This window comes from Streptomyces qaidamensis (assembly GCF_001611795.1).
In the GTDB taxonomy this organism is placed as follows: Bacteria; Actinomycetota; Actinomycetes; order Streptomycetales; family Streptomycetaceae; genus Streptomyces; species Streptomyces qaidamensis.
This window is the reverse complement of record NZ_CP015098.1, coordinates 1,622,362-1,635,356: the sequence shown is the minus strand read 5'-3', so window position 1 is coordinate 1,635,356 and position 12,995 is coordinate 1,622,362. Positions and strand designations below refer to the sequence as shown.

General features: G+C 73.0%; 12 protein-coding genes. 6 read left to right on the top strand and 6 right to left on the bottom strand.

Translation table 11 applies throughout. The features are described 5' to 3' along the window. Nucleotides 1-51: 51 nt before the first annotated feature. The 4 genes from A4E84_RS07010 to yczE all read right to left on the bottom strand — a co-directional run bounded on the left by A4E84_RS07010 (nucleotide 52) and on the right by yczE (nucleotide 3,506). Nucleotides 52-426 (bottom strand): RNA polymerase-binding protein RbpA, encoded by a 375-nt coding sequence (locus A4E84_RS07010; RefSeq protein WP_003977404.1) that lies wholly within the window; start codon nucleotides 424-426, stop codon nucleotides 52-54. 266 nt (nucleotides 427-692) lie between these two features. Continuing rightward, nucleotides 693-2,039, bottom strand: a complete 1,347-nt coding sequence (locus A4E84_RS07005) for an MFS transporter (RefSeq protein ID WP_062925713.1) — start codon at nucleotides 2,037-2,039, stop codon at nucleotides 693-695. Nucleotides 2,040-2,088: 49 nt separating this feature from the next. Beyond that, complete coding sequence (locus tag A4E84_RS07000; protein ID WP_062925712.1) at nucleotides 2,089-2,856, bottom strand: glycerophosphodiester phosphodiesterase family protein; 768 nt, start codon at nucleotides 2,854-2,856, stop codon at nucleotides 2,089-2,091. After that, complete coding sequence (gene yczE / locus A4E84_RS06995) at nucleotides 2,853-3,506, bottom strand: membrane protein YczE (protein WP_062925711.1); 654 nt, start codon at nucleotides 3,504-3,506, stop codon at nucleotides 2,853-2,855. Before yczE ends, A4E84_RS07000 begins: the two co-directional genes overlap by 4 nt. Before the next feature lie 101 nt (nucleotides 3,507-3,607). On the opposite strand from yczE, the gene A4E84_RS06990 reads away from it, so the two are divergent. After that, nucleotides 3,608-5,107, top strand: a complete 1,500-nt coding sequence (locus A4E84_RS06990) for an SCO1417 family PLP biosynthesis transcription factor (RefSeq protein WP_062925710.1) — start codon at nucleotides 3,608-3,610, stop codon at nucleotides 5,105-5,107. Between the two features lie 48 nt (nucleotides 5,108-5,155). Here the strand turns inward: A4E84_RS06990 and A4E84_RS06985 are convergent, their stop codons facing one another. Together A4E84_RS06985 and A4E84_RS06980 are read right to left on the bottom strand one after the other, a co-directional pair. Further along, nucleotides 5,156-6,817 (bottom strand): hypothetical protein, encoded by a 1,662-nt coding sequence (locus A4E84_RS06985; RefSeq protein WP_062925709.1) that lies wholly within the window; start codon nucleotides 6,815-6,817, stop codon nucleotides 5,156-5,158. 52 nt (nucleotides 6,818-6,869) lie between these two features. Further along, nucleotides 6,870-7,064, bottom strand: coding sequence for a hypothetical protein (locus A4E84_RS06980; RefSeq protein WP_030843336.1), 195 nt, complete (start codon nucleotides 7,062-7,064; stop codon nucleotides 6,870-6,872). Between the two features lie 297 nt (nucleotides 7,065-7,361). Between A4E84_RS06980 and A4E84_RS06975 the strand changes: the two genes are divergently transcribed. From A4E84_RS06975 to A4E84_RS06955, 5 genes are all read left to right on the top strand, one after another. Continuing rightward, complete coding sequence (locus A4E84_RS06975; RefSeq protein WP_062925708.1) at nucleotides 7,362-7,754, top strand: ankyrin repeat domain-containing protein; 393 nt, start codon at nucleotides 7,362-7,364, stop codon at nucleotides 7,752-7,754. A gap of 300 nt (nucleotides 7,755-8,054) precedes the next feature. Continuing rightward, nucleotides 8,055-9,473: a HEAT repeat domain-containing protein gene (locus tag A4E84_RS06970; RefSeq protein WP_062925707.1), complete on the top strand. Its 1,419-nt coding sequence runs from the start codon at nucleotides 8,055-8,057 to the stop codon at nucleotides 9,471-9,473. A gap of 188 nt (nucleotides 9,474-9,661) precedes the next feature. After that, the gene (locus A4E84_RS06965; RefSeq protein WP_062925706.1) at nucleotides 9,662-10,789 is read left to right on the top strand and encodes a glycosyltransferase family 4 protein; all 1,128 of its coding nucleotides are present in this window, start codon (nucleotides 9,662-9,664) and stop codon (nucleotides 10,787-10,789) included. Then, nucleotides 10,786-11,979 (top strand): glycosyltransferase, encoded by a 1,194-nt coding sequence (locus tag A4E84_RS06960; protein WP_062925705.1) that lies wholly within the window; start codon nucleotides 10,786-10,788, stop codon nucleotides 11,977-11,979. The genes A4E84_RS06965 and A4E84_RS06960 overlap by 4 nt, the downstream gene beginning before the upstream one ends. Nucleotides 11,980-12,179: 200 nt before the next feature. Then, entirely contained in the window at nucleotides 12,180-12,971 is a 792-nt protein-coding gene (locus A4E84_RS06955) for an SGNH/GDSL hydrolase family protein (RefSeq protein ID WP_237304874.1), read from the top strand. The last annotated feature ends 24 nt before the right edge of the window (nucleotides 12,972-12,995 follow it).

Below are 12,995 nucleotides of genomic sequence, written 5' to 3'. Positions count from 1 at the left end.
GGCGCCCGCGGTCTTCTGATGCGCTGTTACTTCGGCCAGACCCTTGCGGGACTATGCCGACTTGCGGCTGTCGCGGGGATGAACAGCGATGTTCATCGCACCGGATCGCAGAACCGCCAGGCGCTCCTCGAGGACCTCTTCGAGTTCCTCGCGGGTGCGCCGCTCCATCAGCATGTCCCAATGGGTACGCGCGGGCTTGGCCTTCTTTTCTTCCGGGCCGTCGCCGTCCACCAGGAGTGCCTGGGCCCCGCAGACCTTGCACTCCCACTCCGGCGGGATCTCCGCCTCGACCGAGAAGGGCATCTCGAAGCGGTGCCCCTTCTCGCATGCGTACTCCACGGCCTGGCGCGGGGCCAGGTCGATGCCGCGGTCCGTCTCGTAGCTGGTCACCACGAGGCGCGTGCCGCGAAGAGCTCGCTCACTCATGAATCGTGCCTCCCGGGCTTGTCGCCCACAGGACAGGTGTCGCTGTCGTCGTCATCCGGTCAACGTCCGGTCGGCGGTAAAGATTCCCGTTCCGAGTCCCGTTCCGGGTCGTGCGTCGCCGTCGTAGCCGCCCTTGTTGTACCCACCAGCGCCCGGTTTGTCACATCTGATAGCAGATATAACCCAGCGTTTCGGCATCTTTGACGCGCAGTAACGGTCCGCCTGGCAGGCCAAACGCGTACACTACAGCCCTTTCGCTCCGAGTGCTAAATCCTGTCTGGAACCGGATTCCCCGCTTCGCCGATCGCACGCCGCACCGGCACCCGCGCGAGCAGGACGAACCCGAGAACGAAGAAGGCCACCAGCGAGATGATCGCGTCCCGGTAGCTCCCCGTCAGCTGGTAGGTGATCCCGAACAGCAGCGGCCCGAGCCAGCTCATGCCGCGGTCGCTCATCTCGTACGCCGAGAAGTATTCGGCCTCCTTGCCCGGCGGGATCAGATGGGAGAACAGCGAGCGGGACAGCGCCTGGCTGCCGCCCAGGACCAGGCCGATCCCGGCGGCCAGGACGAAGAACCACACCGGCGCCCCGGCCGGCAGGAAGTACCCGGCCGCCAGCGTCACCGTCCACGCGACCAGCGAACCGAGGATCGTGCGTTTGGCGCCGTACACCCGGGCCAGCCGGCCCATGGTCAGCGCGCCCGCCACCGCCAGCACCTGCACGAGCAGCACGGCGCCGATGAGGGTGGACTGTCCGAGGCCGAGTTCCTCTGAGCCGTAGACCGAGGCCTGGGAGATCACCGTCTGGATGCCGTCGTTGTAGACGAGGTACGCGAGCAGGAAGGCCAGTGTCAGCGGGTGGCGGCGCATGTCGCGGACCGTCGCCGCGAGCTGCTTGAAGCCCGGCAGGGCCGCCTCCCGCCCGGCCGTCCGGCGATCGCGCAGCCGCCGCAGCGGAATGAGGGCGAACGCACCCCACCACAGGCCGGCCGAGGCCAGGCAGATGCGGACCGCCGTGCTCTCGGAGAGGCCGAAACTCTCGTGTCCCGTGTAGAGGACCAGGTTCGCGACGAGGACCAGTGAACCCGCCGCGTAACCGAAGGCCCAGCCGCGGGAGGAGACGGCGTCCCGCTGCTCGGGCGGGGCGATCTGCGGCAGGTAGGAGTTGTAGAGCATCATCGCCACGGACTGCGCGGCGTTCGCGACGATCAGGAGGGCCCCGCCCAGCAGGTAGCGGTCGCCGTCCAGGAAGAACATGGCCGCCGTGGCCGTGGCACCGGTGTAGGCGGCGGCCGCGAGCAGGGGCTTCTTGCGGCCGGTGCGGTCGGCGGCCGCGCCCACCAGCGGCATCACCAGCACGGCCACGATCACCGACAGGGACACCGAGTAGGCGAAGAAGGAGCCGGCCCGCACCGGGATGCCGAGGGGGTGGACGTACCCGTCGGCGTCCGCGGCCGACTTGGCGACCGAGGTCAGATAGGGGCCGAGGAACACGGTCAGCACACTCGTCGAGTAGACGGAGCAGGCCCAGTCGTAGAAGTACCAGCCGCGCTGCTCGCGCCTGAGCTCCGCCGATCCGCCGGCCGGCGGTGTCCGCACGGTGTCGCTGCCCACCCCTGCCCTCGCTTCCCCGTGACCGCGCAGAGGGGACGAGCCCGGGGTCTCAGACCCAGACGCCGCGGTCCTCCATGACCTTGCGCAACGTGTCGATGTGATCGGTCATGATGCCATCCACGCCCAGGTCGAGAAGCCGGTGCATGCTCTCGGCGTCATTCACCGTCCACACGTGCACCTGGAGCCCGCGTGCGTGGGCGGCGTGCAGGAAGCGCCGGTCCACGACCTGGATCCCGGACTGGATCTCGGGGACCTGGGCGGCCACCGCCGAGTGGCGCACCGCGGCGGGCAGACCCCAGGAGCGCAGCCGCAGGCCCAGCACGCCCCGCGTGCCGTACGACGTGGCCAGGCGGGGGCCGGCCAGTCGCTGGGCGCGTACCACCCGTGCCTCGGAGAACGAGCCGAGGCAGATCCGGTCCCAGGAGTCGGTCTTCCCGGCCAGGTCGAGGAAGGGCAGCAGGGCGGCCTCCGTCTTGACGTCCACGTTCCAGCGCACGCCAGGGAAGGTCTCCAGGAGCTCCTCGAAGAGGGGGAGCGGTTCCTCGCCCGCCACGCGCGCCTGCCGTACCTCCTGCCACGGCAGGTCGGCGATCCGGCCCGCGCCGTCCGTCACCCGGTCCAGGGTCGCGTCGTGGAAGGCGACGAGTCTGCCGTCCCGGGTGGTGTGCACGTCGGTCTCGATGTACCGGTAGCCGGCCTCGACCGCACACCGGAACTGCCGCACCGTGTTCTCCAGGCCGTCAGCGGCTCCGCCCCGGTGGGCGAATGCGATCGGGCCGGGGTGGTCGAGGTAGGGATGGCGTATCCGCGGGGTCACGGACGCAGTATCGCCCCCCGGGGTTGACCGGTGGCAACGGTCGTGCTGACGCCGGATGCCGCGGGGACGGCGAACACGCGCAGGAACGCCTGGGCGAGGGGGCCGATCGCCAGGGCGTACAGAAGGGTGCCGATCCCGACGGTGCCGCCGAGGGCGAAGCCGGTCGCGACAACGGTGAGCTCGATGCCCGTGCGCACCAGCCGGATCGAGACGCCCGTGAGCTGGTGCAGTCCGGTCATGAGGCCGTCCCGCGGGCCCGGTCCGAAGCGGGCCGCGATGTACAGGCCGGTCGCCGCGCCGTTCAGGACGATCCCCGCCAGCATCAGTGTGATGCGCGGCACCGGGCCGTGCGCGTCGGGCACCAGAACCAGCGCCGCGTCCATCGCCATGCCGATGACCAGCACGTTGGAGATCGTGCCCAGGCCCGGCCGCTGGCGCAGCGGGATCCACGCGAGCAGCACCGCGGCGCCCACGAGGGTCAGGACGACACCGATCGACAGTCCGGTCCGCTCGGCCAGCCCCTGGTGCAGCACGTTCCACGGTTCCAGGCCGAGCCCCGACCGGACGAGCAGTGCCGAACTCGCGCCGTACAGCGCGAGACCGGTGTAGAGCTGGACGAGTCGCCGGATGAGCCGATCCCGCGTGAACATGATGCGCCCCCTGTGTGGCGGTAGTGGACTGCTGCATGACACCCTGTGGCTTGGATGGAGAGGCCATCCATGGCCAATCCGGGGAAGGTGGACTGATTTCAATGGCGGAGTGGACCTCGGCTGTGGGCGCGGCGCAGCTCGCCCGGCTCCTCAGCTCCCAGCAGGACCGCCCGGCGGGCCCCGGCACGCGCCGGCCGCCGGCCTACCGTGCCCTCGCCGACGGCATCAGGCTGCTGGTGCTCGAAGGGCGGGTCCCGGTGGCAGCCCGGCTCCCCGCCGAACGGGAACTCGCCCTCTCCCTGTCCGTGAGCCGCACGACGGTCGCCGCCGCGTACGAGGCGCTGCGCAGCGAGGGGTTCCTGGAGTCCCGGCGTGGCGCCGGCAGCTGGACCGCCGTCCCGGCCGGGAACCCGCTGCCCGCGCGCGGTCTCGAGCCCCTGCCGCCGGAGGCCCTCGGCTCCCTGATCGACCTCGGCTGCGCCGCCCTCCCCGCTCCCGAGCCCTGGCTCACCCGGGCCGTCCAGGGCGCGCTGGAGGAACTGCCGCCCTACGCGCACACGCACGGCGACTACCCCGCAGGGCTGCCGGCGCTGCGGGCGATGATCGCCGAGCGGTACACCGCGCGCGGGATTCCGACCATGCCCGAGCAGATCATGGTCACGACCGGGGCGATGGGAGCGATCGACGCCATCTGCCATCTGTTCGCGGGGCGCGGTGAGCGCATCGCCGTCGAGTCACCCTCGTACGCCAACATCCTCCAGCTGATGCGGGAGGCCGGGGCCCGGCTGGTGCCCGTCGCCATGGCCGAGGGACTCACCGGGTGGGACATGGACCGCTGGCGGCAGGTCCTGCGGGACGCCGCGCCCCGCATCGCATACGTCGTGGCCGACTTCCACAACCCGACCGGGGCGCTCGCCGACGATGACCAGCGGCGGCGGCTGGTGGACGCGGCACGGTCCGCGGGGACCGTGCTGATCGCGGACGAGACGATGAGCGAGCTGTGGCTCGACGCGGAGGTGCGGATGCCGCGGCCGGTGTGCGCGTTCGATCCCGCCGGGTCGACGGTGATCACGGTGGGATCGGCGAGCAAGGCGTTCTGGGCCGGGATGCGGATCGGGTGGGTGCGGGCCGCGCCGGACGTGATCCGCAGCCTGGTCGCCGCCCGGGCGTACGCCGATCTCGGTACGCCGGTGCTGGAGCAGCTGGCGGTGAACTGGCTCTTCGGGACGGGGGGCTGGGAGCAGGCCGTGGAGGTGCGGCGGGAGCAGGCGCGGTCGAACCGGGACGAGCTGGTGGCCGCGGTGCGGCGGGAGCTGCCGGGGTGGGAGTTCGAGGTGCCTCGGGGCGGATTGACGCTGTGGGTGCGCACGGGCGGTCTGTCCGGTTCACGGCTCGCCGAGGCGGGGGAGCGCGTGGGCGTGCGGGTGCCGTCCGGGCCGCGGTTCGGGGTGGACGGGGCGTTCGAGGGGTACGTGCGGTTGCCGTTCACCGTGGGCGGCGCGGTGGCCGAGGAGGCCGCCATGCGGCTGGCCGCCGCGGCGGCGCTGGTGGAGAGCGGTGCGGTGGGGAGTGCGGAGGCGCCGCGTACGTTCGTGGCCTAGGTCCAAAACTGACGGACGGGTGCTGAGGGCCGGAAGCTGGTGCCTTGGCTATGTCTCCTTGGTCAGGACGGGCACCGCGGCCGGAGCTGCTTCCGGGGTCTTCGGGTCTCCAGGCTCCGGCTCCGGTTCCTCCGCAGTCGGATCCTGCTCCGCCACGTCGTCCGGCTGGTCCTGCTCCGGGATCGTCTCGCCGTCCGCCGGGGTCGTACGCGGCGGGAGAAGGCTGAGGACCGCCTCGCAGAGGGCGTCGGGCGTCGCGTCGTCGTAGGGGTTCGGGGTGGCCGGCACCTGGAGGCGGTGAACCGGCCCCGAACCGAGGCGGGCGTAGCCGCGGCCCGGCGGGAGCTCGTCGATCGGGGTGGTGTGCGGGGGCGCCCCCAGGACCGCCTCCAGTTGCTCCGCCGTCGCCGGGCCCAGGACGACACGGGCGCGGGTGTGCTGGCGCACCGGGTCGATCAGGGCGTCCATGCAGTCCAGCTGGTCGGCCACGACCACCGTCACGTTCGCCGGGCGGCCGTGCCGGAGGGGGACCTGGAGGAGGGACTGCGGATCCTTGCGGCCGTCCGCCGCGGCCAGGTCGGTGAAGGCCGTCGGACGGTCGAGGAGGATCCACAGCGGGCGCTTGGTGTCGTCGGGCGGCGGGTCGCCGGCCTGGTGGGCCCGGTTGGCGGCGATGAGGCGGCGCTCCGTCTCGGTCGCGGCCCACTCCAGGCTGGCCGTGACCCCGGCGAGCCCCGCCTCGACGGCCAGGACGCCGTCCCGGCCGGTCAGACAGGCGTACTCGCCGGTGCCTCCGCCGTCGACGATCACCACGTCACCGTGGAGCAGGGCCTGCAGGGCGATGGACCGCAGCAGGGTGGAGGTGCCGCTGCCCGGCTGGCCGAGAGCCAGCAGGTGCGGCTCGGTGGAGCGCAGGCCGGTGCGCCAGACGACCGGCGGTACGTCCCGCTGCCGTTCCCCGTGGGTGAGGGGCAGCGTGCGCTGGACCCGGGTGGGGTCGGTGAAGCCGAGAACCGTCTCGCCGGGGGTGGTGACGAAACGCTGGGCTGCGATGTCGACGGGCAGGGGCAGGAGTACGCCCACCGTCAACTGGTTGCCCTCCTCGTCCCACGTGAAGTGGTATTCGCGGCCCCGGCCCGACTTGGCCGCGAGGAGGTGCTCGATCCGGGCGCGGGCCTCGGCCTCGCCGTCGGTGAAGTACGCCGGGTAGCGGACCACCAGCTGCGAGATCCGGCCGCCGCCGTCGAAGGCGTAGGTGGGGAAGGCCTTGTCCCAGGCGCCGCCGTGGGAGTACAGCGGCTCGGGGTCCTCGGCGGCGGAGAAGTACGGCACCAGCGCCTCGTACAGCGACTTCAGCCGCTGGGTCTGTGACTCGTCGGGCCCGTCGGATGCCGCGGGGGAACGGTCCCGGCCCTGCCAGGCGGCTGCCGCCATCAGGGTGATGGCGGCGAGCAGCGGTCCGTACGGCACCAGCGCCACGACCAGGATCACGGAGGCCGCCAGGAACAGCAGCGCCCCCCGTCGCTCCTTGGGGGTCTCGGTCCATCTGCGCCGTCCGGCCGCTGCCAGCCGGCGCAGACCCCGCGCGATCGTGATCAGCGGGTGGAGGACGTCGGTGGCGCTGTCGGCGGCCGTCCGGGCCAGCTCCCGGCTCCTGGCGAGCTGCGCGCTGCCGTTGCTCAGAATGCGGGGGAGGGGGCGCCGGGCCACTACTGCCTCCAGTGGGTGCGTACGGGCGGGATGCGTACGGGGAGCGGGGGCGTCAGAACTTGATGCCGCCGAGGAGGCTCGCCAGGCTCTCGCCGCCCGCCTTGATGCTCGGGGCGATGGCCGTACTCGCCAGATAGAAGCCGAACAGCATGGCGACCACGGCATGCGACGCCTTCAGCCCGTCCTTGCGGAAGAAGATGAAGACGACGATGCCGAGCAGGACCACGCCTGAGATGGAGAGGATCATTTGAGTTCTCCTGGTTCGCGGGGACAGTCACCATGAGTACTTCCAGGCTCACAGGATGTATCCATACGATAAAAGGTGCAACTGGGTGAAATTCGTACTATTTCCCCCGAGTGGCGGAGTGGTCCCGGGCCCGGTGGAGCCGGGCGGTTGCGCTTGTCCGGGTCTGTGCTGATCTTTACCTCGGGCACATCGGGTCATGTGCCGCACGAGCCAGTACCCTGGCGATTCACTCGTACGGCTGCGCCCCTCGCAGACGTACGCACCGAGACGATGTGCAGTGGAGAGGCGGTCCGGCCGATGACCGAAGTCCCCGACCCCGAGGTCGTGGAGCTGGCGACCAAGATCTTCGATCTGGCCCGGCGGGGACAGACCGAGGCGCTCGTGGCGTACGTCGACGCGGGTGTTCCGGCCAACCTCACCAACGACCGGGGCGACTCGCTCGTGATGCTCGCCGCCTACCACGGTCACTCCGACGCGGTGCGTGCGCTGCTGGAGCGCGGCGCCGAGGCCGACCGGATCAACGACCGGGGCCAGACCCCGCTCGCCGGAGCGGTCTTCAAGGGCGAATCGGACGTGATCAAGGCGCTTCTGGAGGGCGGCGCCGACCCGTCGGCCGGGACGCCCTCGGCCGTCGACACCGCCCGGATGTTCGGCCGGACGGAATTGCTCGAACTGTTCGGCGAGCACTGAGCCGACAGGTCTGACCAGCAAAGACACAGAAAACGGGGGAGGCGGTACAGGGCCGCCGAAATTTCGGTCGCGGCAGACGAGAGTGCCGAGTCATCATGACGACGTGGTTCACGGACGTGATGGTTGGGCAGGTGTTGCCGCACCGCGCGGGCCGTGACGCGGTCCGCAAGGGCCACCGACGAGAGGCAGAGGAAGATGGTCTACAGCAAGCAGGAAACGGCGGGCACTCCGACGTGTTGTCGCGCGGCCAGGTAGTACACGTCCCCGGTTGCGTCGACGCTTGATGTGAGGCTGTTTCCCATGTTCGATCCGGTCATAGCGCCCAGCGGTACGCTGCTCGGCCTGCTTCAGCGGGGCCGCGGCGACGGCACGTTGCACGCGCTCACCGCCCCGCGCCCCGAGGCGCTGGCGGCGTTGAACCACTGTGTGCTGCGCGATCCCCGCCACGACTGGCAGGTGGAGAACCGCTCCCTCTACTACGCCCGCCTCTTCCTCGACCTGAACGGCGAGCTGGACGAGGTCGAGGCCCATCTCTTCTGCGCCGAGGACGTCCTCGACGGCGACGAGTCCCGTACCGGGCTCGCCCTGGCCGTCCTCGGGCACCTCGCCTCCTACGGCAGGCGGGACGCGCTGGAACTGCTGCGCCGGTACGCCGCCCACGGATCCAACTGGGCCTGGGCCCTCGACGAGCTCGCCCTCAGGGACGACGACGCGGGCCTTCGTGCCCTCGCCGCACCCGTCCTCGCCCGGTTCCCCGCCGACCCGGAAGGCGATGCCGAACTGGCCGCCACCGTCCGGGACGCCTTCGAGCCCCGGCCGTGGCGTCTGTGGGCCGAGGATTCCCGCGAATCCGTCGCCGCCCGCGTGCGTGCCGCCCACGAGACGGGTTCCTTCGACCGCTGGCAGCGGCAGATGCGGCCCTCCGGCCCCCGCCCGGAGTGGAGCGTGCAGGCCGTCTTCGAGTGGGCCCAGCAGGGCATCGAGCGGGGTGCCGCCCTCCATGTGCCGGCCGCCCGCTGTCTCACCGCCGTGGCGGGCCCCGAGGACAGGGCCGAGATCGTCCGGGCGGCCAAGGACGGCACCGACGGAGCCCGGTGCACGGCCCTGAGGTACCTCGCCGACGGCAACGATCCCGAGGCCCTCGATCTCATCGAGGGCGCCGTCGCCACCGGCTCGACGCTCGTCGTCGACGCGGCCGTCGACGCCTTCGAACGGATGCGCTCACTGGCCGCCGTGGACCGCGCGCGCGGCTGGGTCCCGCGCCCCGACGCGCTGGGCGCCGCCGCCGGACGCGTCCTCGCCTGCCGGGGCGGGATGCAGGACCGCGACCTGGTCCTCGCCGCGCTACGTGAGGCCGTGAGGGGCGAAGGCCCCGACGCCCAGACCCTGTGGACCCTCGTCGACGGCACCGGACGGCTCGGCATCGCCTGCGCCGCCCCCGTACTGCGCCACGTATACCGCGAGACCGCCTCCTCCCATCTGCGCGGCCGGGCCGCCCGGGCCCTCGCCGCCACCGACCCCTCCTTCGCCACCGGCTTCGCCGTCGAGTGCCTGTGGGACTGCGAGGAGACCACCCGGGAGATCGCCGCCCGGCACGCCGAGACCGGAGACACCCGCGTCGTCGAGCGACTGCGACGGCTCGCCGCCGACCCGGCCGAGGAGGCCGAGGTGCAGACGGCCGTACGCAGCCGCATCGGGCCCGAGGAGACCGCTGTGTGACCCCCCCTCTCCGGCAGATGGCCGGGGCGGAATCGCGCCTCCGGGGTGAACACGGGGTGACTCGCGGGTCAGGAGGGCATGGACGCCGCCTGACCTGCGCGGGTGCACCTCAGAACGCTCATAGGACGTTCCTCGGCCGGAAAGATCCACGTTGACGCGGCCACGTCCGGCGCGGCGACAACAGCGGTATGCGTGTCGTCATCGTGACCGAATCCTTTCCCCCCGATGTGAACGGCGTGGCCCACTGCGCGCTCCAGACCGCCCGGCACCTCGTCGATCGCGGTCACGTCCCCGTCGTCGTCGCCCCGGCTCCCGCGCCCGGCAACAAGCCCGACACCTCCGCGCCGTGCCCCGTCGTCCACGTCCCCTCCCTCCCGCTCCCCGGCTATCCCCAGGTGCGCGTCGCCCTCCCCAGCCGCCGCCTGGCCGCCACCCTCGTCGAGCACCGTGCCGATGTCGTCCACCTCGCCAGCCCCTTCGTCCTCGGCGTGCGCGGCATGGCCGCCGCCGCGCGCCTCGGCATCCCCGCCGTCGCCGTCTACCAGACCGACCTGGCCGGCTACGCCCGTACCTACATGGGCGCCGGGGAGGCCGCCGCCTGGCGGCGCATCCGCTCCGTGCACGGCGCCTGCGACCTCACCCTCGCCCCGTCCAGCGCCGCCCTGCGCGACCTGGAGACCCACGGTGTGCCGCGCGTCGAGCTGTGGCCGCGCGGCGTGGACACCGAGCGCTTCCGGCCCGACCGGCGCGACGAGGCCCTGCGGCGGGAACTCGCCCCGAACGGCGAGGTGATCGTCGGCTATGTAGGCCGGCTCGCCCCCGAGAAGCAGGTCGAACTCCTCTCCGGTGCCTGTGGCCTGGAGGGCGTCCGGGTCGTGATCGTCGGCGACGGACCCAGCCGGCCCGGTCTGGAACAGGCGCTGCCGGGTGCCGTCTTCCTCGGCCGGCGCACCGGTGACGACCTTGCCCGGGTCTTCGCCTCGTTCGACGTCTTCGCCCATACGGGCCCCTTCGAGACGTTCTGCCAGACGGTCCAGGAGGCCATGGCCAGCGGCCTGCCGGTGGTGGCGCCCGCCGCGGGCGGACCGCTGGACCTGGTCGCCCACGGGCGCACCGGGCTGCTGGTGCCGCCGCGCGACGCGGGCGCCGTCCGCGACGCGGTGCGGTCCCTGGCGGCCGACACCGGACTGCGCGCCGCCTTCGGCGCCGCCGGGCGCGCCACGGTCGAGGGCCGCACCTGGGCGGCCGTCGGGGACCAGCTGATCGGGCACTACGCGAAGGTGCTCGCCGGGCGCCGGACGGCGGTGGCGGCATGAGCGACCCCCGCTCCGGCGGCAGCACCCGGTCGCTGCGGATCGTCCGGCTCGCCAACTTCGTCGCCCCGTCGTCCGGCGGGCTGCGTACCGCACTGCGCGAACTCGGCAAGGGCTTCAAGGCGGCGGGCCACCAACCCGTCCTCGTGATCCCCGGCGAGCGCATGAGCGACCGCGAGACCGAGCAGGGGAGGGTGATCACCCTCCCCGGGCCGCTGCTGCCCGGCACCGGCGGCTACCGCGTCCTCGCCGACAAGCGGCGGGTGGCCCGGCTCCTGGAGGAGCTCGCGCCCGACCGGCTTGAGGTGTCCGACCGGACGACCCTGCGGTGGACCGGCAAGTGGGCGCGCCGCGCCCGGATCCCGGCCGTGATGGTGTCCCACGAGACGGCCGACGGGGTGCTGCGCACCTGGGGTGTGCCCGAGGGGGCCGCCCGGCGTGCAGCCGACGCCCTCAACACCCGTACGGCCCACACCTACGCGCGCGTGGTGTGCACCACCGAGTTCGCCGAGCGGGAGTTCGTGCGGATCGGGGCCCGCAACGTCGTCCGGGCCCCGCTCGGCGTCGATCTGGTGCAGCGTCACCCGACGCTGCGCGACCCGGAGCTGCGGTCGCGGCACGCGCGCGTGGACGAGACGTTGCTCGTGATGTGCTCGCGGCTGTCCGTGGAGAAGCGGCCCGGCACGGCGCTGGACGCCCTTCAGGCGCTGCGGCGGCGCGGTCGCCGGGCCGTGCTGGTGGTGGCCGGGGACGGGCCGCTGCGGGCCGGGCTCGAACGGCGGGCACGCGAGAGCGGCCTGCCGGTCACCTTCCTCGGGCACGTCTCCGACCGCGGTCTGCTGGGCGCGCTCCAGGCGTCCGCCGACGTGGCGCTGGCCCCGGGGCCCGCCGAGACCTTCGGGCTCGCCGCGCTGGAGGCCATGGCCTGCGGCACGCCCGTGGTCGCGAGCGCGTCGTCGGCGCTGTCGGAGGTGATCGGCGCCGCCGGTGCCGTCGCGGCGGACCACGGGGAGGCGTTCGCGGACGTCGTGGACCTACTGCTGGAAGGTCTGGAGGCGGACCGGCGCGAGGCGGCACGCGCGCGTGCGGAGTGCTTCGGCTGGGACGCGGCGGTCGACGCGTTTCTCGCCGCGCACGACGCGCCTGTCCCCGTGCGTCCGGCTCGGCCGCTCGTGCCCGGGGGTGTGACATGAGACCCCCGCGGTCCGAGGGGGCCGGGCGGTCCGCGGGGCCCGGGTGGTTCGCGGGGCCCGGGTGGTTCGGCGGGTCCCCGCGGTCCGAGGGACCCGGGCGGTTCGGCGGGTCTTCGCGGTCCCGGGAGCCTGGGTGGTTCGGCGGGCCCCCGCGTTTCGTGGCCCTCGGGGACTCGCTCACCGAGGGCGTGGGGGATCCCGTGGGGAACGGGGCGTGGCGTGGCTGGGCCGCGCTGCTCGCCGACGGGCTCTGCGAGGAGCCGGCCGCGTTCACCAAGCTCGCGGTGAGCGGGTCGCAGACCCGGGACGTGCTGGAGCGGCAGCTGCCCGCCGCGCTGGAGCTGCGACCCCACCTCGTGTCCGTGGTCGTCGGCGTCAACGACACCCTGCGCTGCACGTTCGACATCCAGGCCGTGGCCGCCCGGCTCGACCAGGTGTACGCGGCCTGTACGGAGCACGGCGCCGTCCTGCTCACCGCGTGCCTGCCCGACCCGGGCAGGATGCTCGGCCTGCCGGCCGCCCTCGCCGATCCACTGGCCCGGCGGCAGCGGGCCGTGAACGCGGTGGTGCACGCCCTGTCCGAGCGGTACGGGGCGCTGCACCTGCACGCGTGCGAGGGCGACTGGATCACCGACCGTGCCCTGTGGAGCGCGGACCGGCTGCACCCCGGGGAACGCGGGCACCGGCGACTCGCCCTGCGCTTTCACGCGCTGCTCGCGGAGCACGGCCTGGCGACCGGGCCCGCGCCCTCGGCAGAGCCCGAGTTCCCCGGCCCGGCGAAGGCGGCGAGCCTGTGGTGGCTGGCCACCGCCGGCACCGGCTGGGTGGCACGCCGGTGCACCGACCTGCTGCCCCAGCTCCTGACCCTGGCCGCCGACGAGCTCCGGCACCGCGCCCGCGGCACGAGCGCCCGGCTCGACCTGCGGGCCTCGGCCGCGGTGTCCGCCGCGCTCGCCGCCCTGTCGGTGGCGGAGCGGGCGGACGCGGCCTGAGGCCTGAGGCCTGTCGCAGGGGTC